Here is a 24,362-nt window from a genome sequence, read left to right as displayed (position 1 = left end):
TCCGATGTCGGTGCATGCCGGATTGCTGATGTGCTGACACCTGTAGGGGATGGAAGGCGCGGACCCGGCGATGCGGAAGCCATCGCCGAGCAGCAGGAACGCGCCGATTTCCGCACCGGTTTGGCAGCCGGGGCGCAGCGTCTGACGGGTTGAGCCGTCTGGCGAACGGGTTTGGCTCGGACGACCGGTTCCTGTGCGCGCGGGCCCGCGTGGTGCTTCAGTCAACGGGCTTTGTGGTGCCGGTGGCACTTCATCAGTCGCCCTGAGCTCCTTACCGGCCCGATCCCGGCTTGCTGTCCGCGGGCGGCTGCCCCGGCGCCTTTGAGAGTTTCCGGACAGGCTGGCTCACTGGTACGTGGCGCCTGCAGCTGCCGCCGGGAACGTGAGCGGCTGCAAGGAGGTACCTCATCCAGGTGTGGCCCGCACTCAGTGCGGCCTTTCCATCCTCGGCTGATCTTGGACGGCCCCACGAGCGTTCTGGCGGTCGCGGTACACGCGCCGCTGTTCAGTCCGGGGGCTCATCCCTCTGTGGTTCGTCGGAGGCACTCGTGCCGCTGGCCCGCTCCCGGGCGTTGTCGATGTTCTCGGTGCTCTTGGGCTTACGAGAGGTTTCCTGGTCGGCCGGGCCCCGCTGTGGTGCGGCGTCTGCCTGCTGGTCCTGCATGTCCCGGGGAATGGCCTTGCGGTGGGCCGGAGTCTTCCCGCCGCGTCCGGCGCTCACGACTGGGTCCTCTTGCCGTGCGCCGCATCGCGCGTTCGTTCCTTCTCCTTGTCCTTCTCCGGCTTCCCAGCGCGTGCCCGCACTCCTTCGAGGGCCTCGCCCCGCGAGGTGCCGCCCTTGGTCTGGTAGCCCTCCTGAGCGCTCGCCGTACCCGGCACGGAGCGCTCACGTGCCTGGCTCTCCTGGCCGGAATGGGAACCGGGCTCCTTCGGGTCGCGGGCCCGTCCGTAGGGGTCCCGGGACGTCTTCTTGGGCTGCTGCCGGGCCATATCGGCCACCTCCGTGGTCGTGAGCGTGCACCCGCCACGCGGATGCGGCGGGACCTCCGGGTACCCGCGAGCCCGTCACACATGCGGTGCCGGCGAAACGACAGTCCCTAGCGCGCCGCTGCCGCCTCGATGCGGTGCAGTGTCACGTCTGTGAGCTCGCCGTTGTCCGCACGAGCGGTCATATATGTGCGGTAGGGCTGACGGCGCCGGTCGGTGGGTGAGCCGGGGTTCAGCAGGCGCAAGCCGTCAGGGGTGGTGGTGTCCCAGGGGATGTGGCTGTGCCCGAAGACCAGGACATCGGTGGCAGGAAAGCGTTCGGTGCAGCGTTTCTCGCGGCCGCGGGCCGGGCCGGTGTCGTGGACGATCGTGAAGCGCAGTCCGGCGAGTTCGGCGTGGGCGATCTCGGGCAACCGGGCGCGGAGGTCGGGGCCGTCATTGTTGCCATGGACGGCGATGAGACGGTGGGCGCGGGCGGTGAACAGCTCCAGCGTCGCCATGTCGGTCCAGTCGCCGGCGTGGAGGACGACGTCGGCTTGGTCGAGCGCGGCCAGGAGGGGTGGCGGTAGTTTCCGGGCCCGGGTGGGGAGGTGGGTGTCGGACGTCAGGAGCAGCCGCATGAACGGCACTGTAGCCCCGGGATGCAGTCCACTCGCGGGCTCGCACCGTTCCGCATGAACGCCGGCCCGGGGCCCTGGCTTCCTGCGGTAGGTGGTCACCACTCGGCTCCCCCGGAGAGCCCGGCCACGACGGCGGCCCGGATACGCCCACATCAGCTCGTAGGCACCATCCCATCCACTCGGGTCAGCCGGAGTGGAGCCGCAGCGTCAGCCGCGTGGTGCCGTTCTCCTCGCGTGCGCTCCAGAGAGCCGGCGAGGGCGGACCGCGGATCGGCTGTCACTGCATGGTGGGCCGGGCGCGCAGGTCGGAGCGCACGACTTCGGGGTTCCCTACGTCCCGTAACAAGGGTGGCTCGGCGAGGTCGCCGCGATCGAGGCCAGCATCGAGGCCGGCCCCGCCGCCGAGCGAAGGCTCGCAGCGTTGCGCGGCCTCGCCACCCGGCATAACCACTGTCCGCTTTGGCTTCAGCTGCGGGCCGCCTCGACCAGGCGTCGAAGGGCGGTCTGGGCGGGTGGGCCCCAGGTGGGTTTGCCGCCCGGGCGCCCGTGGATGCCGGCCTCTCCGATGAAGATGCAGTCCAGAGCCTTGAGCACCGCCCAGCCGCGGGCGCGGCGCAAGGTGGCGGCGTCCGGGGTCGGCTGGTAGGCGGCATGGAAGCGGTCGGCGGCGCCGTCCGGCAGCAGTATCCACGCGGCGGCGAGATCGCAGGCCGGATCGCCTGCGCAGAGGTCGCCGAAGTCGATCACGCCGCAGAAAGTGCCGTCCTCGGTGAGGATGTTGGCCGGATGCAGGTCGCCGTGGAGCCACAGCGCAGGTCCCGTCCAGTCGGGCGCGGCAGCGGCGTCTTCCCAGATGGCGCGGATGGCGTCCGGGTCGGGGAGCAGCCCCAGGTCGGTGGCCGAGGTCAGGGCCTGCGCGAACCCCTCGGCATGGGCGGCCGGCGGACCCCCGCGGTCGCGGCCGGCCGGCGCCCCTTCGGGGGCGGGCCGGTGAAGAGCGGTCAGGAAGGCGGCCAAGGTGTCGGCCGCCTCGGCGGCGCGTGTGGCGGGGGCGCGGTCGGCGGGCGTTCCCGGCACCCAGGTGGTGACGAGCCAAGGCCGCGGAAACCGCTCGGAAGGCTCGCTGAGGCGCTGTGGGACGGGGACCGGCAAGGGGAGACGCGGGGCGAGGGTGGGAAGCCACTGGTGTTCCTTGCGCAGCAGGGCGTCCGCGGAGTGCGTCGCCCAGGGCAGCCGGACGGCGAGGTCGTCGCCGAGCCGCCACAGCTGGTTGTCCCAGCCGCATGCGCCGAGCCTTACCGGGTGATCGGCCAGGTCGGGGTGCTGGTCGCGGAGCAGGCCCCGGACCAACTCCGCGGTGATCTCGATCTGGGTGTGGGTCATGCGGAACAACCGTAGTCGGGCGGCGGCTTGCCGTCGGCAAACGAACGTTCGGACTATGGCCGCAGGGGCAGGCCCCTGTGCCGTGGTCGGCCCGGCATTGCCACCAGTCTGCGCAATCAGTTCAGGACACGCCGAAGGGCATGACGGGCCTCGCGTGGCTGCTTACGAGGGCGAGGGTTTCAGGAGGTCCAGGAGCTCAGTGCGGTGCAGGTCGGCGATGGGCGCGACGAGGTCCGGGTGGCGCAGCAGCGCGGCTGACCGCCGGTCGTGGGCATCGGGTGCCAGCAGCCGGCGGAACTCCACCGGTGCCCCGTTCAGGTGAACGGAGCCCTCCACGGCCGCCAGTGCTGCCGCGGCCAGCTCCGGCGTGGTGAGCAGGACCGTGGCCCAGCTGGCCACCACCTCGTCCACCCAGGTGCGCCACGCGTGCTCCGTGGGGTCGTCGGACTCGTGGTTGTCGGCACCGGTGATCCAGTCCAGACGTGACGATCCTCCCGGGCCTGCGACCTGCACGAGAGCGGCGTCCATCGAGGTGGGGTAGCGCAGCCACGCCGCGACCGTGACGGCTTGGCGTGCTTGTGCATCGGCGAGGGCGGCGGCCATGGTGCCGCCCCCCGAGGGATAGGCACGTACCAGCCACTGAGTCGTCGCCGATATAAGGGGAGAGAGATCTGCGGGCACTGTCCGGCCGTCCGGTTCCTGGGGTCTGGACGACCCAAAATAACGCTCGGTCTTTCCGGGAGAAATGGTCCATATCACGGCATGGGCAGTGGCATCCGACACACACTTCCCGACGGACCTCACCGGTGCCCCGTGGTCCCCGGCGCGGAGGATGGCGGTAGCCCGCCAGCCGGCGTTGGCAGCAGCACCGCACCCCCACCTCTCTTCGTGCAGGGGGCCGCATTCGGCGCCTCCGACTCCGCCCGGTCCCATGGACGCCGCCGCTCGGCGGGGCGGCAGTCGAGATGAGCGACTGCGCCGTTCCGTCCTTGCGGGCGCAGTAGCCCGGTGTGCGTGTGACACCGGCCGACTGCTCGGTGCCGACGAGGCACACCGGAAGGGCTGCGAGGAGATCCACCACCTCCGTCGGACGGAAGTCCAGCAGCATCAGCTCTTGCCCGATGCACCCGCCCGTCGCCGCAGACCACCACGCCAGTACGACGCGAAGGCCCGTACAGAGCGGCGTGCTTGAGCGGCACCGTCCACGCGGCCGCCGGAGAGCGCGGTAACTCCGGCCCGTCCGGGGCTACGCACGCGACCTCGAACGTCCCGGTCGGATACCCGGGAAGCGCAGGATCTGCCCGCCTCACCCGATCCGGTCGGACCGAGCGAGGATGCCCCGGCGGCCGGGTACCCGGAGCGGCATGAGGAAACGCGTGGCGTGGGAGGGCCTGCTCCCCGGAGTCGCCGGGGTGACGGCGACGGCCCTGGCGGAGAAGGCCGAGGAGCGGTGCACCGGCCACCCCGATTCGCGGGTCCCCGGGCGGATGCCGCGCCGCCTGGCCGGATGGGACGGGCCAACGGCGGCGGCCAATCCGGCCAGGCGCTGCGGTCAGGGCGCCGTGCCGGGCGTGCTGCACTCCGCGATGGCCCGGGCCGAGCTGCGCGGCCCGTTCCTGGACGACGCCACCGGTGCTGGTGCGCTGCCCGCCGCTTGGCTGCGCGGCGGACTCGTCGTCGATCTGCTGCACAAGGCGGACTACGCCCCCGCCATCGGGGCCGTTGCCGACGCCCTGGCCGCTCGCGGCGGCCCGGGTCCCGGTCAGCGCCACGCGTCCCGGGACGCCATCCGCACACCGGTTCGCCGCCGCGCCCGCCCTTCCCCGCCGTCGCGAGCCGGAACACCGCACGGGAGGCCCCCGGTGAAAGAAGTGCCCCTGAGGACCGGCCGATGACGAGGCCGCGCCTGCGCTTCGACGGATGGATCGCGGGGGTCGGCACGGCGTCCGGGACCCGCCTTGTGCTCGGGCACTGGCCGCGTTCGCCGTTCGGCCCGTTCGGCGACGTCATGATGGAGCACCCGGATGGGACGCGTCGGCTGCTGGCCCCCACCGAGCGAGTGGCGGACTTCGTGGCCGCGACCTACCGCTTCGATGACGTGGACATCAAGCCCGTGACGGTGGAACGAGTCGGCGCCCACTGGACGGTGACCGCCGGCCCATTGTTGTGGCGCTTCACCACCGGCCCCCGGACCGCACTCGGCCGGCTGCTGCGCTGGGTGCCGTCCGCTTTTGCCGCTCGCCCTCTGTGGATCCGCTGCGCCGATCTGCCCGCCCGGGCGGTGGGCCTGCGCACTCTCGGCGACTCCCCGTCCGGGCACCGGTCGTTCTACGGTGCCCGCGACCTGCACCGGATCACCGGCGGGGAGGCCCGGTGGCAGGCCACCGACCTGGGACCGCTCGCGGGGGTCGAACCGCCGGTGCGCTTCGGTTCTGTCTCCGTGCCCCCGCGGCCCTCACTCGTCCGCATCACCACCATCGTGGAGCTGCCGGATACGCGGCCGGGAGCGTAAGCCGCCGCTCGGGTTGGCCGCAGCGGAACGGCCGAGCGGGCCGGCGGGTGGTGGCCACGGGGACACCGGGGAACGCCGGGAACGTCGGGGACGGCCTGGTCCGGACGCTCGCGGGATCGCCCGCCGGGTGCCCAGCCGGCGGCCGCTGAGGACGACGTGGATCGGCGCCGACGTCGCCGACGAGGGCCCCGATTCACGGAGTGCTTCCGGGGCATCGGCATGCACCGTGCTCCATCGGGGGACCGGCTTGTGGACGAGTCATGGCCCAACCACGGCTGGCCGGAGGCCGCCTGCGCCCGCGAGAAGGCGTATCCGGAGCGGGTGCTGGACGCCTTCGAACAGCGTCATCCGCAGACGCAGGTGATCCGCGCGCGCCCCGGCTGCCTCTTCCGGCGTGGCTCCGCCGCCGAGCAACGCCGCCTGTTCGTCGGCCCCTTGCTGCCCGGCACGTCCCCCCGCCCGCTCACGGCCGGGGATCCCAGGCGTGCACCTCCCCGGCGGGCAGCCGTACGTTGTCCTCGTTGTCGAACCACTCCCCGGAGGCGGCGACGGCATACCGCTTGACCGCGGCCATGGCGGCTCCTCTCATCTCGCGGCGGCACCGGAACGGGCTCGCCCGGTCCTCCCACCGGCCCGGAGCACGCCCACCGTCGCAGCTCGCGGTGGCCGACGTGGTTCCGCAGCCGGGACAGGAGCGCGGCCTCCTCGTCGCAATGTCCTGCCGCGCCAGCCGGAAGGCTTGGTTCTCACGCGCCGGATCGGTCACCGGCGTGCGCTCGGCCTGATGGGGTACCCCGACTACCGGGTCCGCTACACGCACAAACTTGCGCTGCATGGAACTCGACCGCCACGGCGCCGAACTCCTCTACGTTCCGCGTCGGGGGACCCCGCACGACGCCGCACGCGCCGGACGGGGCTGAGCGGTGGGCAAAATGCGTTGCATGGGCGGCGTTGGCGCTCGCAGGATCTGCGCATGGCCATGATGACCGCTTCGCTGCTGCCGACCTCCGCCGCTCGCCTCATGCGAGTTCAGCAGCAGCCCGGCCGGTCGCGGAGACCGCCGCTCGCGCGGTCGTGAGCGCCGCGCTGGTCGCGGGGCTCCTTGCCGGTTATGGCATTGCCATGCCGGTCGGAGCGGTTGCGGCATATCTGGTGGCCCTTACCGCGCGGACGTCTTTGAAGACCGGTGCGTCTGCCGCACTCGGGGTTGCCACCGGGTGTCGTCCTGATTCGGAGTCAAAGGGCGTATGAACAGCCAGATGTGACCGTTTACCGAGAGGCTCTCCAGAGCCCGGCGGCGGGCCGCCGGACGTTACGCGGTCTGAGTGGAAATCCGGACCGCCGGGGCGACGTTCAACGCCCTCAACTCCGAGACCGGCGTGTGGATGGCGGACTTCGCGGACGCCACCTCGCCCACCCGGGGACGCCATCGAGCGGCGCATCGCTTTCACCACGCCCGAGGGGAAGCAGTACCGGCGCCGGGTCACCGGCCGGGACCCGAATGTCATCGGGTTCCCCATCGTCCTGCTGGGCCGTCCCCGGCGACCGCGATCATCGTGTCGGCGGTCTGGGCGATCGCCCTGTCGGCGACAGGCGGACCGCTCACATCCAGCCCACCGAGGCGGCCGCCGGCAGATGAACACCCCTGTTGCTGCCGGGGGTTCTCCCTCTAGGGTGGCCGGTGCAGCTGGTTCGCCCTGCCCGCCAGGCAGGCGCGTCGTAAGAGGGAACCCGGTGGGAATCCGGGACTGCCCCGCAGCGGTGAGCGGGAACGACCGCCGTCATACGCACTGGGCCCGGCGAGGGCCTGGGAAGCGACGGCCAGTAGGGGTCTGCCCGGCAGACGTGCCCGCGAGTCCGAAGACCTGCCCGTTGCCCGCGTGCGAGCGTCTCGTGCGCGGACATCCCGGTGACCTCGCGGGCGGGTCGGCGTACACAGCGGACGGGCACCCATGATGACGGTGTCCCGGCCGGTCTGCCGTCCCTTCGCGCCCGTATTCCCATCGGGGTCAAGTCAGCAGCTCGCGAAGGAGAGTTCTGTGACCAGCAAGTCCGCAGCCGCGGCAGCACGGGCCACCGTGTACGGCTACCCCCGCCAGGGCCAGGGCCGTGAACTGAAGAAGGCGATCGAGGGCTACTGGAAGGGCCGGGTCACCGCCGACGCCCTGCGGGAGACGGCCGCCCGGCTGCGCCGCGCCAACTGGCGGCAGCTCGCCGAGGCCGGCATCCATGAGGTGCCCACCGGCGACTTCTCGTACTACGACCACGTCCTGGACACCACCGTGATGGTGGGAGCGATCCCGGCCCGGCACCGGGCGGCCGTCCAAAGCAACGCCCTGGACGGCTACTTCGCCATGGCCCGCGGCACCCAGGAGGTGGCGCCGCTGGAGATGACCAAATGGTTCGACACCAACTACCACTACCTGGTCCCCGAACTCGGCCCCGACACCGTGTTCACCACCGACGCCGCCAAGCAGGTCGCCGAACTCACCGAAGCCCTCACCCTGGGTCTGGCCGCCCGCCCGGTCCTGCTCGGACCGGTCACCTATCTGCTGCTGGCCAAGCCGGCGCCCGGCGTCGCCGCCGGCTTCGAGCCGCTCACTCTGCTGGACCGGCTGCTGCCGGTGTACGCCGAGGTACTGGCCGAGCTGCGGGCCGCCGGTGCGGAGTGGGTACAGCTCGACGAGCCCGCGCTGGTGCAGGACCGTACCCCGGCCGAACTGAACGCCGCCGCCCGCGCCTACCGCGAACTGGGCACCCGCGCCGACCGCCCCAGGCTGCTGGTCGCCTCGTACTTCGACCGGCTGGGCGAGGCCCTGCCGGTCCTGGCCAAGGCCCCGGTGGAGGGGCTCGCCCTGGACTTCACCCGCTCCGCGGCCGCCAACCTGGAGGGCCTCGCGGCCGTCGGCGGCCTGCCCGGCAAGCGCCTGGTGGCCGGTGTGGTCAATGGGCGCAATATCTGGATCGACGACCTGGAGAATTCGCTGTCCACCTTGGGCACCCTCCTCGGTCTCGCCGAGCGGGTCGATGTCGCGGCCTCCTGCTCCCTGCTGCACGTCCCGCTGGACGCCACGGCCGAACGGGACATCGACCCGCAGATCCTCCGCTGGCTCGCCTTCGCCCGCCAGAAGGTCCAGGAGGTGGTCATCCTCGCCAAGGGCCTTTCCCACGGGGCCGGTTCGATCGCCGCCGACCTCGCCGCCAACCGCGCCGACCTGGCCTCCCGGGCCGCCTCGGCCATCACCCGGGACCCGGCGGTCCGCGCCCGCGCCGCCGCCGTCACCGACGCCGACACCCGCCGCTCCCAGCCCTACCACCGGCGCACCGCGGCCCAACGCGCCCACCTGGGCCTGCCGTTGCTGCCCACCACCACCATCGGCTCCTTCCCGCAGACCGGTGAACTGCGCACCGCCCGCGCCGACTTGCGGGCCGGCCGCATCGGCGCCGCCCGGTACCAGGAGCGCATCGAGGCAGAGATCCGTGAGGTCATCGCCTTCCAGGAGAAGACCGGCCTGGATGTCCTGGTACATGGCGAACCCGAACGCAACGACATGGTCCAGTACTTCGCCGAACAGCTCACCGGGTATCTGGCCACCCGGCACGGCTGGGTGCAGTCCTATGGCACCCGCTATGTCCGCCCGCCGATCCTCGCCGGTGACATCTCCCGCCCCGAGCCGATGACCGTGCGCTGGACCCGCTACGCCCAGTCGCTCACCGCCCGCCCGGTCAAGGGCATGCTCACCGGACCCGTCACCATGCTCGCCTGGTCCTTCGTCCGCGACGACCAGCCGCTCGGCGAGACCGCCCGCCAGGTGGCCCTCGCGCTGCGCGACGAGGTGAACGACCTGGAGTCCGCGGGCACTTCGGTGATCCAGGTCGATGAGCCGGCGCTGCGTGAGACGCTCCCGCTGCGTACGGCCGACCACGCGGCGTACCTCGCCTGGGCCACCGAGTCCTTCCGCCTCGCCACCGGCGGCACCCGGCCGGACACCCAGATCCACACCCATATGTGCTACGCCGAGTTCGGCGATGTCCTGGCGGCCATCGGCGACCTCGACGCCGATGTCATCAGCCTGGAAGCCGCCCGCTCCCATATGCGGGTCGCCGACGAGCTCGCCACGGCGGGCTACCCGCGCGAAGTCGGCCCAGGGGTGTACGACATCCACTCGCCACGCGTCCCCGGCGCCGGCGAAATCGCGGACCTGCTGCGCAAGGGCCTGGCCGCGATCCCCGCCGGCCGTCTGTGGGTCAACCCCGACTGCGGCCTGAAGACCCGCGGTTGGGCGGAGGTACGCGCCGCCCTGGAAAACCTGGTCGCGGCGGCCCGCACGGTGCGCAGGGAACTGGAGGGCACCGCCTCCTGACGGGGTGCCGGTTCAGCGGCTCCTGGCCGGGCCGTGCGCATCGGCCCGGCCAGGGTGCCCCGTTCCCTCCCCGCCGGGGCCGGCTGCCCGGGGGGCGTCGCTGCGGCCGCCGAAGTCGGGTATGGCGGCGGACAGCAGGTGCTGGGTGGCGCCTTCGAGGGCCTTGGCCGTCTCGATGGCGCGGGGGAGCATGGTCTGCTCGTAGCCGCGGAGGGCGTCGTCCACAGTGGCCGCGTCGGCGAGGGCGAGGGCGAGTTCGCCGGCGTCCTGCATGGCCAGGTTGACGCCGACGCCGAGCGGGGGCATCAGATGGGCGGCATCGCCGAGCAGGGTCACCGTCGGGTTGTGGTCCCAGGTGTGCGGGACAGGGAGGGCGAGGATCGGGCGGTGGATGTAGGGGCCGTCGTTTTCGGTGATCATCTGGCGCATACGGGGCGACCAGTGGGCGTACTCGTCGCACAGCAGGGCGCGGATGGCATCGGTGTCCTCGGCGGTCAGCCCCTTGGCGGGGATCCAGTCGGCCGGACCGCGCCGGATGAGGTAGACGCGGATCTGGTTTCCGCTGTTGCGCTGGGCGAACAGGCCGCGTTCGCCATCAGCCGCGTGGGCGCTGCCCGAGCCGACCAGCTCGGCGATCCCGGGGTGCCGGTTGTCCACATCGGAGAACCATGCCTCCAGGAAGCTGAACCCGGTGTACTCGGGGACGGCGGGGGACACGGCCGTGCGTACCCGGGAGAAGGCGCCGTCGGCGCCGATGACCAGGTCGGTCTCGATGCTTGTGCCGTCGGCGAAGTGCAGGCGCCGCGGCCCCTCGGCGGGTCCGCTGACGGTGTCGAGGGTGCGGCCCCAGTGCACGGTTCCCGTCCGCAGGGAGTCGAGCAGCAGGTTGCGCAGCTGGCCGCGGTCGATTTCCGGCTTGAAGAGCTCGTCGGTGGCAGGGACTTGACGGAAGGTGACCGTGCCCGCCGGGTCCAGCTTGCGCATCTCCTGCCCTTCGGGACGGGCGAGGGCGAGGAACTCGTCGAGCAGGCCGGCTTGGCGCAGGGCGGCCTGGCCGTGGTCGGCGTGCAGATCGAGGGTGCCGCCTGGCATCCGTGACATCGCCGACGCCGCCGATGTATCGACCGCCACGGTGTTCAAGCACTTCAGCGGCAAGGAAGCGCTGGTATTCGACCTGGACGAGGACCGAGAGGCGGAGCTGATCGCGGCGGTGCGGGAGCGGCCCTCGGGTCAGGGCATCCTCGACGCCCTCCGGCAGCATGTCCTCGACACCTGGCCTTCGATCGAGGCGCATCCTCAGGGGCCCGCGTTCCTCAACCTGGTGGACTCCACGCCGGCGCTGCGTGCATACGCCGAACGCATGTGGACCCGGTACGCCGACAGCCTCGGCGCGGCCATCGCCGATGAGCTCGGCGTGGACCACGACGACCTCGCCTGCAAGGCTCTTGCCCGGTTTGTACTCGACATCCCGGCCCTCACGCGCAGCCGGCCGGACCACCGGGCCGCCGTCGAGGCGGTCTTCGACATCCTCACCCGCGGCTGGCAACCGCCCGGTAAGCCGCCTGCCTCGTAGCCCTGTCGGCGGTCACGCAATTCCCACTGCCTTTACAGGGGTTGCGCGTCATCGTTTTCGCCGCCGTGAGCCGACGCACGTCCTACGGAAACCGGCGAAACCTGCGTCACGGCCTGGACGCTGATCAGACATCCTCTTGGCTGGGGGCCGCGTTGCGGCTGGTCGCCCAGTTCCCCGCGCCCCTCGCCGGGGCGCGCTCAGACCGCCCGTACCGGCCAATAATCCGGCTCCCACATCGCCGCCCGGATCCGGGCGGCCACGTCCTCCCCGATCTCCGCCCGGGCCACCCGATCCCGGACCGCGGCGCGGGCCACCGCCGCCCCCACCGCCACCGAGGTATCCCGCAACCGCCGCATCGGCGGCAGGATCGCCGCGCCCGGCTCGCTCGGGTCCACCTGACCGGCAACCGCCTCGGCCGCGGCCTTGAGCATGCCGTCGGTGATCCGCGCCGCCCGGGCGACAATCGTGCCCAGGCCCAGCCCGGGAAAGACCAGGGCGTTGTTCGCCTGCCCGATGGAGTAGGTGACCTCCCCATGGGTCACCGGCTCGAAGGGGCTGCCGGTGGCCACCAGGGCCCGGCCATCGGTCCAGGCCAGCAAATCCGCGGGGGCGGCCTCCGCCAAGGGCGTGGGATTGGACATCGGCAGGATGATCGGCCGGGCCACGGCCGCGGCCATCTCCCGGACGATGGACTCGGTGAAGGCCCCGCCCTGCCCCGAGGTGCCGATTAGAATGGTCGGCCTCACCTGGTGCACCACCTCCGACAGGGCAATGCCCCCCAGGGCCGGGTCACGCCGCCAGCCCGCGACCTCGCCCGCCGGGCGCGCATAGGAGAGCTGGAAGTCCCGCAGCCCGGACAGGTCGTCCGTGAGCAGACCGGGCCGGTCGATGCACCAGATCCGCCGGGTCGCCTCCGCCGCCGCCATCCCGTCCCGGACCAGCGCGTCACGCAGCTGGTCCGCGACCCCCACCCCCGCCGTGCCCGCACCGAACACCACCACCCGGTGCTCCCGCAGCGGGGTGCCGCTGGCCCGTACCCCCGAGAGCACCGCCGCCAGGTTCACCGCTCCGGTGCCCTGCACATCGTCGTTGAAGGTGAGCACCCGGTCCCGGAAGCGGGCCAGGACGCGACGGGCGTTGCCGGGGCCGAAGTCCTCCCAGTGCAACAGGGCATGAGGGAAAAGCCGGTTGGCGGTCTCCACATATGCCTCGATAAAGGCGTCATAGGCTTCGCGGTCCACCCGCGGGTGGCGGTTGCCCAGATAGAGGGGATCGTCCAGCAACTCCTTGCGGCCGGTGCCCACATCGAGCATCACCGCGATGGTGCGGGCCGGGTCGATGCCACCGGCGGCGGTGTACACCGCGAGCTTGCCCACCGAGATATTGATGCCGCCCACGCCCCAGTCGCCGATGCCCAGGATCGCCTCGCCATCGGTGGCCACCAGCAGATCGACCTCGTCCGGTCCCAGCCCGGTGGCCAGCAGCGATCGTTCGATATCCGCCGGGGCATCCACCGAGAGATAGACCCCGCGCGGACGCCGGTACTCATAGCTGTAGCGCTCGATCGCGGTGCCCACGGTGGGGGTGTAGACAATCGGCAGCATCTCCTCCAGATGCTCGCTGATCAGCCGGTAGAAGAGCACTTCGTTGCGGTCGTGCAGGGCGGTCAGATAGACGTGTTTGGCCAGGTCACTGGGCTGGACCCGGTACTGGGCAAAGACCCTGGCGGTCTGCTGCTCCAGGGTGAGCACCCGGGGCGGCAGCAGGCCGATGAGGCCGAGTTCCTGCCGCTCCCCGGCGGGAAAGGCGGTGCCCTTGTTGATCCGGGGATCGGTGAGCACGGCCCGGCCCCGGGCGGTGGTCTCCCAGCAGCGGTCAAGTGCGTTCCAGCGGGTGGGTCCGGGATTCATGGGCCTGCCTCCTCGCACGGCATCGGTCACCTTGAGCAGCAGCACCATCGCACCGATCGCCGCGAGCGGCAGGTATGCCGCGCGGGGCGGGCGGCGTCCCGCCCGTACAACTCCCGCGGCGACCCGCGGCCACCGGCGGCGGCCGGCGAGGGCGCCCGTCGGCCCGGCGCGGACGGCGGACTCCATCAGCGCACCCGGTGGCCGGCCGCCTGCCGGGGGCGCGGGGCATGGACGGTACGGCGCCAACTGCCGCCGTAAGACGGTTAGTTGGGTCAGCACCCGGCCGAGGTGCGGGTGACGGCGAGCAGTGCCAGGTCATCGGTGATACGGCCACCCGTATGGTGGCCCACCTCGCTCAGCAAGGCGTCCAGCAGCGCGTCCGGCTCGGAGAACTCCCGCCCGGCCAGCCCGGCGACCGGGTCGTAGAAGACCCCGGCACCGTCACGGGCCTCGGTCAGGCCATCGGTGTACAGCAGCAGGGTCGCCCCGGGCGGGAAGCCCACCGAGTCCACCCAATCCCCCTCCGGATCCAGGTCCCCCAGCGCCAGGGGCAGCGCCGGACGGGACGGTTCCACCGGGTGCGCCTCGCCCCCGTACAGCACCAGCGGCACCGGGTGGCCGCGGTTGACCAGCCGCAGCCCGGTACCGCGGTGCGGGATCTCGGCCAGTACGGCGGTGACAAAGCCCTCCACCCGCTCCACGCCCGCCCGCCGCCCTGCCTCCCGTCGCAGGGCCCGGTCCAGCCGGGCCGCGACGCACACCAGGTCGGGTTCCTCCTCGGCCGCCTCCCGGAACACCCCCAGCGCCACATCCACCGTCTTCACCGCCTCCATGCCCTTGCCCCGGACATCACCGATCAGACAGCGCACCCCATGGGGGGTGTCCTGCACGCTGTACAGATCACCGCCGATCTGCGCGTCCGCGACGGCCGACTGGTAGCGCACCGCGATCCGCAGCGGGCCGATGGCCGTGGGCGGCTGGGGCAGTACGGCGCGCTGCACGGTGAGGGCCACCCGGCGCATGGACCGCAGCCGTACATCGCGGTAGTGGATCAGACGGTTGACCACCACGGCGAAGGCCGAGACGGTGGCCACCGCGGCCAGCTCGCTCAGACCGCCGGAATCCTCGATGAACCCGAAGTGGGCCAGCAGGGCCAGGTCGGCGAGGCAGGCGCCGATACCGGCCAGGATGGTCGCCCGCAGCGAGAGCAGCGCGGCGGCCGTCATCGGCGCCGCGGTGTAGAAGGCCTCGGCGCTGAAGTGCGGAGAGGTGTTGTAGTCGAGCAGGACGCCCGCCACCAGCAGCAGCACCGGCAGCAGTCGCGGATGACGCACCAACCAGCGCGCCACGACGGTGCGCCGCGCACTCGCTCTCCTCACGTACCCGCTCCCGCTCTCCCGGCCGCCCCGGTGCCGCTCACCCCACGGGCACGGGTATCCGACATCCTCACCCGGGTGCGCCGGCACAGGCGGGCGGCACGCCGGGGCCCGGCGCCGGGGATCTCAGGCGGCCGCCGCCCGGGCCCCCAGTTCCGCCCGGAAGCGCTCCAGGCCGGCGCGGGCGTGGTCCAGACCGATACGGCGGAAGGTCTCATCGAGCTCGGCCAGGTCGGCTTCCGTCTCCTCGGCCGAACGGCCAAGGCGAGCCAGCGACTTGACCAGTCCCAGCCTGGACAGGGCTGCCCCGCGCGGTTCCTCCATGGCCCGGAACTCCGCCAGGGCGCCGGAGTAGACCTCGCGCGCCTCCTCGTACCGCCCGGCGCGGAACAGCACGTTCCCGCGCATCTTGTGGTTGTACGCCAGCGCGCTCTCCAGCCGCATGCTCCGGCAGATCCCCTCGGCCCGGGTGAGCAGGGACAGCGCCCGGCCGGTCTCACCCCGTACCGACCGCACATCGGCGATGCCGCGCAGCGCCCAGGCATGACCGCGGGCGTCCTCGGCGCCGGCGGCTATCTCCGCGGCTTCCTCGAACATCGCCAACGCGGTATCCAGCGAACCGGTGTTGCGGTGCATCTGCGCGATGCCCTCCAGCGCCCACACCATATGCCGGGCCTCGCCATGCGCCCGCGCCTCGGCCAGCAGCTGCTCATGCAGTGCGGCGACGGCCGCGTAGTCGCCCCGGATACGGCCGGTCTCCGCCAGCCCGGCCAGGGCGTAGCCCCGGGCGGTCCGGTCCCCGCCGCGCTCCGCGCACTCGGCGGCGGCCGCCAGCCAGCGGCAGGCCAGCGCCAGCCTGCCGCGCTGCCGGGCCAGGGTGCCGCCGCTCCACAGCGCCCAGGCCATCGCCGCGCTGTCCCCGGCCCGCCGTGCGGCACGGTAGCTGTCCCGCCAGGCCCGCTCGGCCTCGGCCACCCGGCCCAGCCGCCGGTTCGCCTCCGCCACCGCCAGCCCGGCCCGCGCATATCCCAGCGTCGAACGGCGCTGCTCCTCGGTCGCCTTGGCCAGCACCTCCTCGTAGGAGGAGTTCACCGAGAGAGCGGACCCGAGCACTCCTTGGTATTCGGGAGCGAAGGCCTTGCTGTACATGATGTGCCCGTCTTCCTCATCGATCGCCGTCACCGGTCTTCGCCCAACAACCTATGAGCGGACGGCAGTCGGGCAGGTCAGCCTGGATGCGGGTTTGGCGTCAGACTGCGGTACCACGGTGGGACGGGTGTCATCACTGAGTCGTACGGGTCCTCAGGCCGCGCGTGCGGCGGGGCGCCCGGTTCAGAGATTGGTGAGCTTCTCGCCCTTGAGGTCCTGGAGGATGTGGTCCACACATACGGCCACGACCAGCAGCAGAATCTCGTCCGGCTGGTGCAGTACATCCACCGTGTAGACATCACGAATGCTGAACCAGCGCCGGGAGATATGGGCCAGGGTGGTGCCCTGGTGCTGGATGTCGAATTCGCGGTCCCAGAGGTTGCCGGTGATGGCCAGCCGCCGTCCATCGCTCAGCCGCACGGTGAAGCGGTCCCGGAAGAGGGTGAAGGCCCGCTTGCTGACCCGGGCGACCACGGTGCCGTTCTGCTTGATGAGCAGGGTGTGGTGAAAGGTCAGTGCCTTTTTGACGATGCCGGCGATCTGGCGGCCCTCGACGTCCACCACCGCGAAGGTGTTGCGCAGCCGGAACAGCTTCCGGTCCACCCGGTACAGCTTCTGCCGGTGCTCGGTCTCGATCCATGCCTCCTCGTGAAAGGCGAGCATGCGGTCACGCACCAGATAGCGCATAGGAGTTCCCCCGTTCTGCCGGGCCGTCAGCACGGCCTCACCACAGAGGGTAATGGCGGCGCGGAGGTGCGGCGGACAAAGGGCTCGCCGGACGGACGTCACCGGAGCCAAGTCCGCTATCCTCCCGCCGTTTCCACCCCACCCGGCTCGGTCGCGTCCGCGGAACCCTGTTCTCCGGACGGAAGGGACAGACCTTGAACCACCGTTGTGAATCCGGCTCAAACCTCTCACGCCGGGCGGTACTGCTCGGCGGGGCGGCGGCCGCACTGCTCGGTGTGCCCGCCTATGCCTCCGCGGCCGCCGCGGCGAACGACACCAGGCGGAGCCGCTGCATTCCCGTTCAACTGCTGAGCATTACCGACCTGCACGGCAATCTGCGCCCGCCCGGGAACGGGGACGGTCTGCTGCCGGATGACCAGGGGCGGCGTACGGTCCGCGTCGGCGGCGCCGCCTATATCGCGGCCCATGCCAAACGGCTGAAGTCCCCCGCCAACTCCATCTTCTTCTCCATCGGCGACAACATCAGCGGCGGCGAGCCGATGGACAACAAGATGCTCTCCGATGAGGGCCCGGCCGAGGTGCTCAACAAGCTCGGGCTGAAGTTCTCCACGCTGGGAAACCATGAACTCGACTATGGCGCCGACTACTTCCTCGACCATATGGTCAAGGGAAAGCCGGCGGGCGTCGCCGGACGGGATTCCAGCTTCACCGACTCCACCGGACACCGGTACGCCGGCCTGAAGTTGCCCTACTACTCCGCCAATATCGTGCGCCGGGACACCGGCCGGACCATTCTGCCGCCCTACAACATCGAGCAGGTCAGCGGCCCCGACGGCCGCTCGTACCCCATTGGCTTCATCCACCTCACCCTGCCGCACACGCCCACCGGATCCAGCTCCTACAATCCCGGACTCGACGGCCTGGACGCGGTGGAGACGGCCAATCAATGCGCCAAGGAGCTCAAGGCCCGGGGCGTCAACGCCCTGGTGCTCTGCGTCCATGACGGCGCCAGCCAGCACAACGGCGACACGGCCCCCATCAATGGCTCGAAGAACCTGGGCGGCCCCGCCCTTGAGCTGGCCAAGAAGGCCGACCCGGACATCTGCGCCATCATCACCGGGCACTGGCACGCCTGGTTCAACGCCATGCTGCCCGACGCACACGGGGTCCCCCGGCCCTTTGTGGAAGCGGGCCATGCCGGGCAGATCATCAATGAGATCAACCTCAGGCTGGACCCGGCCACCGGAAAGGTGGTGCGTGAACTGACCACCTCCACCAACCACCCGGTAACCCATGACATTTCGCCGGACCCGCATATCCAGCGCATCGTGGACTACTGGACCGCGCAGGGAAAGAAGCGGTCGGCGACGGTGGCCGGTCATCTCACCGGCGACTACACCCGAGACAAGAACGCACATGGCGAATCCACCCTGGGTGACCTGGGCGCCGACCTGATGCTGTGGTCGGCCCGCCGGCACCGCGGCGGAGCGGCGGACTTCGGTATCTGCACCGCTTGGCCGCGAACCGGCTCCAATGCCTTCGGCGGCTCCCTGCACTACCGCAAGGGCAGCGGAACGGGAGACGCGGACGGCGTGATCCTCTATGGCGAGGCATACGCCAACGTCGGATACGAGAACCCCATTCTGACCGTCTCGCTCACCGGGGAACAGATCCGCCTGGCCCTGGAACAGCAGTGGGAGGAAAAGACCGGGGGCATGGCCCCGTTGTCCTTCTCGGCGAATGTCAAGGCGGTCTTCGACGCCACCCGGCCCATAGGCCGGCGCGCCGACCCGGCACACTTCCTGATCGACGGCAAGCCGCTGGACCCGAACCGGACTTATCGGGTGGCGGGACTCGCCTACACCCTGATCGGAGTGGACGGCTACAGCGCGCTGGCGGACTTCACCGACCCGTTCCGCAACGGCCGTGACCATGAGGAGTTCATCGCCTACCTGCGGGCCGAGTCCCCGATCCGCCCGGCCCGGCGGGACCGGGTCACCGTGATAGGCGGTAGCGCCCACTCCTGATGGCGCCCGGGCGCGCCCAGCGGGCCGCCGGGCGCGGCCGGGATGTCAGTGGCCGGTGACAGACTCCGTTGCATGAGCGATCAGGTGCGTTTGCGAGACGTTGGTCCGGCCGATCTGGAGGTGTTCTTCACGCAGGAGCACGATCCGGAGGCGGTACGCCGGTCGAAGTTCCCGCCCCGGGAGCGGGATGCCTTTATGGCCCACTGGACGACCAGGATCCTCGGCGACCCCTCGGTCTTCGTCCAAGCCGTCACCGTGGACGGGGAGTTGGCAGGGGACCTGGTGGCCTGGTGGCAGGAGGAGCGGCGCTTTATCGGCTACTGGCTGGGCCGGCGGTACTGGGGCCGGGGCATAGGCACCCGGGCGCTGACGCTTTTCCTGGAGCGGGAGCGTACCCGTCCGCTGTACGCCGATCCCTTCGCCGGGAACACCGGCTCGGTGCGGCTGCTGGAGAAGCATGGCTTCCGGCGTGCCGGGACGGTGGCGTACGGCGAGCAGGAGCACATCCTGCTGGTGCTCGGCCCACAGGGGTGACGGACAGTCAGAAGGCGGCGATGGTGCGCGGTGCCCGTTCGGCGCGGCTGAGGGCGCGCAGAACATTGACCGGACCATGGCGCCGGGCGGCCAGCCGGGCGAGAAGGCCGATCACCCGCTCCATGGTCCCCGGTGGGAGATCCGGAGCGGCGGCGCCGATGCTGACGGCCAAGTCGTCACTGTGGACGGCCAGTTCCATGACGCGGGTGGTCAGCAGATCGTCCAGGGTGAGCGACCAGGGCCCCCAGAAGGGCAGGCGGACCGGCCGCTCGCCGTCCTCCGCGGTCAGGATGCCCGGCAACTCGCCGAGCAGGGCTTCCACTTGCCGTACCAGGGCGGCCTGGCCGCGGCTCGCGGTCTCCGCACCGCCTTGCCGGATGCGTACGTTGATGTCCTCATCCGGTGCGGCGCCGATCCAGGCCACCCGGCGGTAGTGCTCCAGCAGCGGAACACATGGCTGGACGGGGGCGGGTTCCGCCAAGGCGGCGCGCACGCAGAGCACTTGGTAGGCGAGGTGCCCGGCCAGCGCGGCCACGCCGAACTCCGGCAGCGCGCTGGGCCGCCCCCAGGCGGCGGTGAGTTCGGGGCCGCTCAGCAGCCGGGCGGCCGAGCGGGCCGCGGCCAGGAAATCCTCTTGGGCACCGGTCATGGCCCGTCACCGTAGCGCGGTCCGGTCCATGCCGCAGGGGAGTCGGCGCGGACCGAAGCGGAGTGGCCGCCGCCGCTCACCCCGGGCGGACCGGGCGGACAACGGACAGGGCGGACAGCGGACAAGGGCGCGCCCCCCACCGAATCCGCCGCTCCATATGCGCCCCCGCTTCGGCCGCATGACCGCCCCGCCCCGGGGCACCCGTCCCCTGCGGCGGATCCGGGCCAATTCCGGGCCAATAATGATCGAATTTTTGCCCGAATTGCCCGATGATGTGCCTAAAATGGTTTTACCTCGCCTGACTGAGGGGGTTGTCCCATGTCCACAGGGACCCTTCTAGCGATCATCATCCCCATCGCGGTGGTGGTGGCCCTGGCCGTGGCGGCGGTCGTGCTGATGACCCGGCGCCGTCGGTTGCGCCAGCGCTTTGGTCCGGAGTACGAGCGGACCGTCGAAGAGGCCGGTGGCCGGATGGCCGGCGAGCGCGAGCTCAGGGCCCGCGAGAAGCGCCATGACTCGCTGGACATCAAACCGCTGCCCAACAGCTCACGGGACCGTTATGCCCGGGAGTGGAACAGCGTGCAGGAAGAGTTCGTGGACCAGCCGGAGGCAGCCGTCCACGATGCGGATCGTCTGGTGGCCTCTCTGATGCATGAGCGCGGATACCCCACCGAGGGCTTCGATCAGCAGCTCAAGGACCTGTCGGTCGAGCACGGCCGCACCCTTGAGCACTATCGCGCCGCCCATGAGGTCGAAACGCTCAGCACCGGCAGCAAGGCCACCACCGAGCAGCTGAGGGGCGCCATGGTCCACTACCGCGCCCTCTTCGATGAGCTGCTCTCCAACGGCGGGCGGGCCAAGCACGCCCGTACCTGAATCACCCGCTCAAGCCCGGCCCGAACCCAGGACGGCCGGGTGGAGGAAGCCATGCGAAGCGACAACGACCTGCCGGACCGCCAGGAAGGCGGTCTGTCCACCGACGACCTTGCCCAGCCCACAGGGGAGACGGCCCAGCCCGCAGAGGAGACGGCCGGGGAAGCTCCGGTCTATCCCGGAGAGGCCACCCAGGGGTTCGAGGAGCAAGGCGAGACCCGCGAACGCGAAACGGACACCACAGGAGAAGAAGAGGAGGCGCCGGCCTTGCTGTCCCCCGAGGACGAAGAGGGATTCCGCAAGCGCTGGCAGGAGATCCAGGGCACCTTTGTGGACGATCCGCGGGACGCCGTGCACGCCGCCGACTCCCTGGTCGCCGATGTGATGCAGACCCTCGCCTCGACCTTCGCCCAGCACAAGCACGACCTGGAAGGCCAGTGGAGCAAGGGCGAGGAAGCGGACACCGAGGAACTGCGCAACGCCCTGCGCCGCTATCGGTCGTTCTTCAACCGCCTGCTCAGCACCTGACCGAGGGCCCGGGAAGCCCGGGCCGCCACGGCCGGCGCCCGGTGTCACCGGGCGCCGTTTCAGTGCGCGCCGGCTCCCTCGTTCCGGTCGATGAGGGCGGCGAAGGCGTCCAGCACCCGTTGCAGTCCAAAGGCATAGGCGTGCTCGGGATCGTAGGCGCTGCCATGCGCGGCCCCCGCCGCGGCGCCGACCCGGACGGCCCTGGGATAGCTCTTCTCATCGAGGACCCGGGCCAGGAGCGGGGCGTTCGCCTCCCACCACTGCTGGTCGCTCATGGCGCCGTCGTTCCGGACCGCCCGGGCCTCGGCGGCGGCGCGGGCACAGGTCTGTACAAACATGAGCAGATGGGTCAGACAGTCGTCCATCTCCACATCGCCCAGGCCCAGGCCGTCGAGGGCGGACAGCTCATGCTCGTACTTGGCCATCAGCCCGGGGCCCAGCGGGGGTCTGGCGGTGGAGACGGTCGCGGCCCAGGGGTGGCGCTCGAAGAGGGCCTTGTTCTCCTCGGCGATGGCGGTGACGCGCCGGCGCCAGGGCTGCCCAGAGGTGTCCGTGCGCGGCATCCGTGCATAGGCGGCATCCAGCATCAGATCCAGCAGTTCCGACTTGCCGGGCACATAGGTGTACAGCGTCATGGGCACCACACCGAGCTCCTGGGCGACCCGGCGCATGGTCACCGCGTCCAGGCCCTCGGCATCGGCCACGGCAGTGGCCGCCGCCACGACCGCGTCAATGCTCAGCCCGCGCCGTGGCCCCCGGCGGCGGTCCGGGGAGGCGTCGCGCCACAGCAGTTGGAGGGTGCGGGCCGGGTCGCCCGCGCTGGTTCGTTCGGTAGGCACGGGGGAATTCTCTCGCACAGTTACTCTGTACGATGTACAGTGTACTTTGTACAGAGAAAGCGCTCGACCCAACCCGGGGGAGTCTCCGTGAAGATCAGCTCTACTGCCGTCTCGCTCAATGTCGAGGATGTCGCCGCCTCCAGCGCCTTCCTGCGCGAGCACTTCGGATTCCATGAGGAGATGGCGGCCGACGGCTTCGCCTCCCTGACCCGCGCCGACGCCGGAATCAATGTCGTCTTCCTGCGGCGGGGCCTGCCCACGCTCCCGGCGGACCAGCGTGACCAGCACGCCACCGGCCTGATCCTCGCCTTTGTGGTCGATGACCTCGAAGGCGAACTGGCCCGGCTGCGCGCCGAGGGAGTCGATATCACCATGCCGCTCACCGAAGAGGAGTGGGGCGAACGAGCCTTCCAGGTGCGCGACCCCAATGGCGTCATCGTCCAGCTGGTCGACTGGAACGCACCCACCGGCCACTGAGAACACCAGCGCCGGTCCCGGCACGCCAACCTCCCTCAGCGGAACGGGGTTTGCCGCCTCCGCCGCCCACCAAGCGGTCCGGCGGAGACGGGCCGCGCGGAAATGCCCGCCGTGACGACGGTGTTGGGGGGGGCGTGGGGCCGTTGTGGATCAAGGGCCGCATCAGTGCTGATGACGGTTCAAGCTCCCAACGGCTCCGCCCACCCGAGAACACCAAGGGAGAACAGCCGATATGACCCTGCGCTGCGCCGTCCTGGACGACTTCCAGTCCGTGGCGACCACCGTGGCCGACTGGTCGCCGCTGGCCGGGAAGGTCCAAGTGGTCACCTTCCAGGAACACTTCGGCACCGAGGAGGAACTCGCCACCGCCCTCGCCGACTTCGATATCGCCATCACCCTGCGCGAACGGATCCCCTTCACCGCCTCGCTGTTCGCCCGGCTGCCCCGGCTGCGGCTGCTCATCGCCTCCGGCATGCGTAATTCGGTCATCGACTACGCCGCCGCCCAGGCGCACGGCGTGACCGTATGCGGCACCGACAGCTCCGGCACCCCGCCGGTCGAACTGACCTGGGCCCTGCTGCTGGGCCTGGCCCGTGGCATCGTCCCGGAGGCGAATGCCCTGCGCCGGGGCGGCCCCTGGCAGTCCACCCTGGGCGCCGACCTGCACGGCCGGCGGCTGGGGCTGCTCGGCCTGGGCAGGATCGGCAGCCGGGTGGCCAAGGTCGGCCTGGCCTTCGGCATGGAGGTGGTGGCCTGGAGCCAGAACCTCACCGAGGAGCGGGCCGCCGAGGTCGGCGTGGCCCTGGCTGCCAAGGAAGAACTGCTGCGGACCAGCGACTTTGTCTCGGTGCACCTGGCGGCGGGCGAGCGTACCCGAGGCCTGATCGGCGCCGCCGAACTCGCCCTGATGCGCCCCACCAGCTTTCTGGTCAACACCTCACGGGCCGCCATCGTGGACCAGGACGCGCTGCTGGCGGCCCTGCACGCCGGGACCATCGCCGGGGCGGGCATCGATGTCTTCGACATCGAGCCGCTGCCCGCCGACCACCCGATGCGCACCGCCCCGCGCCTGCTGGCCACGCCCCACCTCGGCTATGTGGCCCACAGCAATTACCGGACCTACTACGGCCAGGCCATAGAGAACGTCCAGGCCTTTCTGGCGGGCTCCCCCATCCGCCGCCTGGGCTGAACGCCACCCGGTGTCACTGCCTCGCATGGGGCGGAGGGCCTGGTTATCGTTGCCGGTGTTGTGCCCTCGCCAGGGGTGGTAAGGCGAAGCCCGCCGCCATGGGCGTGGCGGCGGGCTTCCTGGCAGGGACAGCCTTGCAGTGTGGTCCCCGTCGGCTATCACCCGGCGGGGGTCACAGTGTGTGCCTCACCTCCAACCACCACTTGGCGACTGCTCCGGCGACCGCCGCGGCCACGGCGGTGGTCAGCCGGAGGAGCCATTCGAGGCCGGCCCTGGTGAGGAGGGCGCGACCGCTCTTCTCCTGCGCGTGACGGCCCATGATCGTGCCGTTCTTCCGGGTGGGCGGGTGCCCACATGGCCGGGCTTCCGGTCGGAGAGCCCGGCCATGGGTGCGGCTGGTCCTGGTGTGCCAGGAATCGCGCCCCAGCCGGGTTCGCCGAGGAGGTGACCGACCGTTGTGAGCGCCCCGGATGGATACGTTCACGAGGTCACTAATCGGACTTTAGCGGCGATCGGGTGTCAGATGCCGCAAGACGCCGGTGTTCAGGGGGCGCGTGCCGGAATGCAGCAGTGTCCAGAGGCCGGAAGGCGGCGGACGAGGAGTCCGCCGCCGGCCTGAACGCGGGCCGCCGGGGCAGACCGGAGGCGCCTGGGTTCCGGCCACCGGGCCGATTTGGCAGAAGGG

Annotated in this window: 22 protein-coding genes, 2 pseudogenes and 1 riboswitch; of the genes and pseudogenes, 11 read left to right on the top strand and 13 right to left on the bottom strand. The window is 71.1% G+C overall.

Annotation, left to right across the window (positions count from 1 at the left end; translation table 11 throughout):
* Positions 1–505: 505 nt before the first annotated feature.
* From CV755_RS02230 to CV755_RS02205, 5 genes are all read right to left on the bottom strand, one after another.
* The gene (locus CV755_RS02230) at positions 506–721 is read right to left on the bottom strand and encodes a hypothetical protein (RefSeq protein ID WP_109278408.1); all 216 of its coding nucleotides are present in this window, start codon (positions 719–721) and stop codon (positions 506–508) included.
* On the bottom strand, positions 718–990 hold the full coding sequence (locus tag CV755_RS02225; RefSeq protein WP_109278407.1) for a hypothetical protein: 273 nt from the start codon (positions 988–990) through the stop codon (positions 718–720). Before CV755_RS02225 ends, CV755_RS02230 begins: the two co-directional genes overlap by 4 nt.
* Positions 991–1,097: 107 nt before the next feature.
* Entirely contained in the window at positions 1,098–1,607 is a 510-nt protein-coding gene (locus CV755_RS02220) for a metallophosphoesterase family protein (protein WP_109278406.1), read from the bottom strand.
* Between the two features lie 465 nt (positions 1,608–2,072).
* A complete protein-coding gene (locus CV755_RS02210) occupies positions 2,073–2,990 on the bottom strand; it encodes an aminoglycoside phosphotransferase family protein (RefSeq protein WP_109278405.1) in 918 nt (305 codons plus the stop codon).
* Between the two features lie 162 nt (positions 2,991–3,152).
* Entirely contained in the window at positions 3,153–3,671 is a 519-nt protein-coding gene (locus CV755_RS02205) for a hypothetical protein (RefSeq protein ID WP_109278404.1), read from the bottom strand.
* Positions 3,672–4,354: 683 nt separating this feature from the next.
* On the opposite strand from CV755_RS02205, the gene CV755_RS02200 reads away from it, so the two are divergent.
* From CV755_RS02200 to metE, 4 genes and pseudogenes are all read left to right on the top strand, one after another.
* Positions 4,355–4,885, top strand: coding sequence for a hypothetical protein (locus CV755_RS02200; RefSeq protein WP_109278403.1), 531 nt, complete (start codon positions 4,355–4,357; stop codon positions 4,883–4,885).
* Positions 4,882–5,502: a hypothetical protein gene (locus tag CV755_RS02195; protein WP_109278402.1), complete on the top strand. Its 621-nt coding sequence runs from the start codon at positions 4,882–4,884 to the stop codon at positions 5,500–5,502. The genes CV755_RS02200 and CV755_RS02195 overlap by 4 nt, the downstream gene beginning before the upstream one ends.
* A 951-nt stretch (positions 5,503–6,453) precedes the next feature.
* Positions 6,454–6,717 (top strand): annotated as a pseudogene (locus CV755_RS37045) (lysine transporter LysE); the annotation flags it as partial.
* A 469-nt stretch (positions 6,718–7,186) separates the two neighbouring features.
* Positions 7,187–7,377: riboswitch (cobalamin riboswitch) on the top strand.
* Positions 7,378–7,541: 164 nt separating this feature from the next.
* Positions 7,542–9,866 carry a 5-methyltetrahydropteroyltriglutamate--homocysteine S-methyltransferase gene (gene metE / locus CV755_RS02180; protein ID WP_109278401.1) on the top strand — a complete coding sequence of 775 codons (2,325 nt, stop codon included), beginning with the start codon at positions 7,542–7,544 and terminating at the stop codon, positions 9,864–9,866.
* A 12-nt stretch (positions 9,867–9,878) separates the two neighbouring features.
* Here the strand turns inward: metE and CV755_RS02175 are convergent.
* A pseudogene (locus tag CV755_RS02175) lies at positions 9,879–10,964 on the bottom strand (FAD-dependent oxidoreductase); the annotation flags it as partial.
* Here CV755_RS02175 and CV755_RS02170 point away from each other — a divergent pair.
* On the top strand, positions 10,945–11,439 hold the full coding sequence (locus CV755_RS02170; protein WP_109278694.1) for a TetR/AcrR family transcriptional regulator: 495 nt from the start codon (positions 10,945–10,947) through the stop codon (positions 11,437–11,439). The pseudogene CV755_RS02175 and the gene CV755_RS02170 sit on opposite strands and share 20 nt — an antisense overlap.
* A 197-nt stretch (positions 11,440–11,636) precedes the next feature.
* On the opposite strand, the gene CV755_RS02165 is transcribed toward CV755_RS02170, so the two are convergent.
* The 4 genes from CV755_RS02165 to CV755_RS02150 form a co-directional block, all read right to left on the bottom strand.
* Positions 11,637–13,349: an NAD-dependent malic enzyme gene (locus CV755_RS02165; protein ID WP_109278693.1), complete on the bottom strand. Its 1,713-nt coding sequence runs from the start codon at positions 13,347–13,349 to the stop codon at positions 11,637–11,639.
* Positions 13,350–13,621: 272 nt separating this feature from the next.
* The gene (locus CV755_RS02160) at positions 13,622–14,728 is read right to left on the bottom strand and encodes a PP2C family protein-serine/threonine phosphatase (protein WP_109278399.1); all 1,107 of its coding nucleotides are present in this window, start codon (positions 14,726–14,728) and stop codon (positions 13,622–13,624) included.
* Positions 14,729–14,851: 123 nt separating this feature from the next.
* Positions 14,852–15,874 (bottom strand): tetratricopeptide repeat protein, encoded by a 1,023-nt coding sequence (locus tag CV755_RS02155; protein ID WP_109278398.1) that lies wholly within the window; start codon positions 15,872–15,874, stop codon positions 14,852–14,854.
* A gap of 183 nt (positions 15,875–16,057) precedes the next feature.
* Positions 16,058–16,561 carry an LURP-one-related/scramblase family protein gene (locus tag CV755_RS02150; RefSeq protein ID WP_109278397.1) on the bottom strand — a complete coding sequence of 168 codons (504 nt, stop codon included), beginning with the start codon at positions 16,559–16,561 and terminating at the stop codon, positions 16,058–16,060.
* Between the two features lie 194 nt (positions 16,562–16,755).
* Here CV755_RS02150 and CV755_RS02145 point away from each other — a divergent pair, with 194 nt between their 5' ends.
* Together CV755_RS02145 and CV755_RS02140 are read left to right on the top strand one after the other, a co-directional pair.
* A complete protein-coding gene (locus CV755_RS02145; protein ID WP_206608379.1) occupies positions 16,756–18,588 on the top strand; it encodes a bifunctional metallophosphatase/5'-nucleotidase in 1,833 nt (610 codons plus the stop codon).
* A gap of 72 nt (positions 18,589–18,660) precedes the next feature.
* On the top strand, positions 18,661–19,122 hold the full coding sequence (locus tag CV755_RS02140) for a GNAT family N-acetyltransferase (protein ID WP_193553334.1): 462 nt from the start codon (positions 18,661–18,663) through the stop codon (positions 19,120–19,122).
* Between the two features lie 7 nt (positions 19,123–19,129).
* Here CV755_RS02140 and CV755_RS02135 read toward each other — a convergent pair whose 3' ends face one another.
* Positions 19,130–19,771 (bottom strand): maleylpyruvate isomerase N-terminal domain-containing protein, encoded by a 642-nt coding sequence (locus CV755_RS02135; RefSeq protein WP_109278395.1) that lies wholly within the window; start codon positions 19,769–19,771, stop codon positions 19,130–19,132.
* A gap of 318 nt (positions 19,772–20,089) precedes the next feature.
* Between CV755_RS02135 and CV755_RS02130 the strand changes: the two genes are divergently transcribed.
* The gene (locus CV755_RS02130) at positions 20,090–20,647 is read left to right on the top strand and encodes a hypothetical protein (protein WP_109278394.1); all 558 of its coding nucleotides are present in this window, start codon (positions 20,090–20,092) and stop codon (positions 20,645–20,647) included.
* A 51-nt stretch (positions 20,648–20,698) separates the two neighbouring features.
* Positions 20,699–21,172: a hypothetical protein gene (locus tag CV755_RS02125; protein ID WP_109278691.1), complete on the top strand. Its 474-nt coding sequence runs from the start codon at positions 20,699–20,701 to the stop codon at positions 21,170–21,172.
* Positions 21,173–21,231: 59 nt separating this feature from the next.
* Here CV755_RS02125 and CV755_RS02120 read toward each other — a convergent pair whose 3' ends face one another.
* Entirely contained in the window at positions 21,232–22,011 is a 780-nt protein-coding gene (locus CV755_RS02120) for a TetR/AcrR family transcriptional regulator (RefSeq protein WP_109278393.1), read from the bottom strand.
* Positions 22,012–22,098: 87 nt separating this feature from the next.
* Between CV755_RS02120 and CV755_RS02115 the strand changes: the two genes are divergently transcribed.
* Both CV755_RS02115 and CV755_RS02110 read left to right on the top strand, forming a co-directional pair.
* Positions 22,099–22,488, top strand: a complete 390-nt coding sequence (locus CV755_RS02115; protein ID WP_109278392.1) for a VOC family protein — start codon at positions 22,099–22,101, stop codon at positions 22,486–22,488.
* A 232-nt stretch (positions 22,489–22,720) separates the two neighbouring features.
* The gene (locus CV755_RS02110; RefSeq protein ID WP_109278391.1) at positions 22,721–23,677 is read left to right on the top strand and encodes a D-2-hydroxyacid dehydrogenase family protein; all 957 of its coding nucleotides are present in this window, start codon (positions 22,721–22,723) and stop codon (positions 23,675–23,677) included.
* A 172-nt stretch (positions 23,678–23,849) separates the two neighbouring features.
* Here the strand turns inward: CV755_RS02110 and CV755_RS34470 are convergent, their stop codons facing one another.
* Positions 23,850–23,996 carry a hypothetical protein gene (locus tag CV755_RS34470; RefSeq protein WP_161968573.1) on the bottom strand — a complete coding sequence of 49 codons (147 nt, stop codon included), beginning with the start codon at positions 23,994–23,996 and terminating at the stop codon, positions 23,850–23,852.
* Positions 23,997–24,362: the final 366 nt, after the last annotated feature.

The organism is Streptomyces orinoci, assembly GCF_003121295.1.
In the GTDB taxonomy this organism is placed as follows: domain Bacteria; phylum Actinomycetota; class Actinomycetes; order Streptomycetales; family Streptomycetaceae; genus Streptomyces; species Streptomyces orinoci.
The sequence above is the reverse complement of the archived record's forward strand: the minus strand, read 5'-3'. Positions and strand labels throughout refer to the sequence as shown.

Bases quoted from the DNA above. Each gene is read 5' to 3' on its own strand.
- CV755_RS02130 (WP_109278394.1), top strand. From the start codon at position 20,090: ATGTCCACAGGGACCCTTCTAGCGATCATCATCCCCATCGCGGTGGTG.
- CV755_RS02110 (WP_109278391.1), top strand. From the start codon at position 22,721: ATGACCCTGCGCTGCGCCGTCCTGGACGACTTCCAGTCCGTGGCGACC.
- CV755_RS02225 (WP_109278407.1), bottom strand. From the start codon at position 990: ATGGCCCGGCAGCAGCCCAAGAAGACGTCCCGGGACCCCTACGGACGG.
- CV755_RS02135 (WP_109278395.1), bottom strand. From the start codon at position 19,771: ATGACCGGTGCCCAAGAGGATTTCCTGGCCGCGGCCCGCTCGGCCGCC.
- CV755_RS02150 (WP_109278397.1), bottom strand. From the start codon at position 16,561: ATGCGCTATCTGGTGCGTGACCGCATGCTCGCCTTTCACGAGGAGGCA.
- CV755_RS34470 (WP_161968573.1), bottom strand. From the start codon at position 23,996: ATGGGCCGTCACGCGCAGGAGAAGAGCGGTCGCGCCCTCCTCACCAGG.
- CV755_RS02155 (WP_109278398.1), bottom strand. From the start codon at position 15,874: ATGTACAGCAAGGCCTTCGCTCCCGAATACCAAGGAGTGCTCGGGTCC.
- CV755_RS02125 (WP_109278691.1), top strand. From the start codon at position 20,699: ATGCGAAGCGACAACGACCTGCCGGACCGCCAGGAAGGCGGTCTGTCC.
- CV755_RS02200 (WP_109278403.1), top strand. From the start codon at position 4,355: ATGAGGAAACGCGTGGCGTGGGAGGGCCTGCTCCCCGGAGTCGCCGGG.
- CV755_RS02140 (WP_193553334.1), top strand. From the start codon at position 18,661: ATGAGCGATCAGGTGCGTTTGCGAGACGTTGGTCCGGCCGATCTGGAG.
- CV755_RS02210 (WP_109278405.1), bottom strand. From the start codon at position 2,990: ATGACCCACACCCAGATCGAGATCACCGCGGAGTTGGTCCGGGGCCTG.
- CV755_RS02195 (WP_109278402.1), top strand. From the start codon at position 4,882: ATGACGAGGCCGCGCCTGCGCTTCGACGGATGGATCGCGGGGGTCGGC.
- CV755_RS02220 (WP_109278406.1), bottom strand. From the start codon at position 1,607: ATGCGGCTGCTCCTGACGTCCGACACCCACCTCCCCACCCGGGCCCGG.
- CV755_RS02165 (WP_109278693.1), bottom strand. From the start codon at position 13,349: ATGAATCCCGGACCCACCCGCTGGAACGCACTTGACCGCTGCTGGGAG.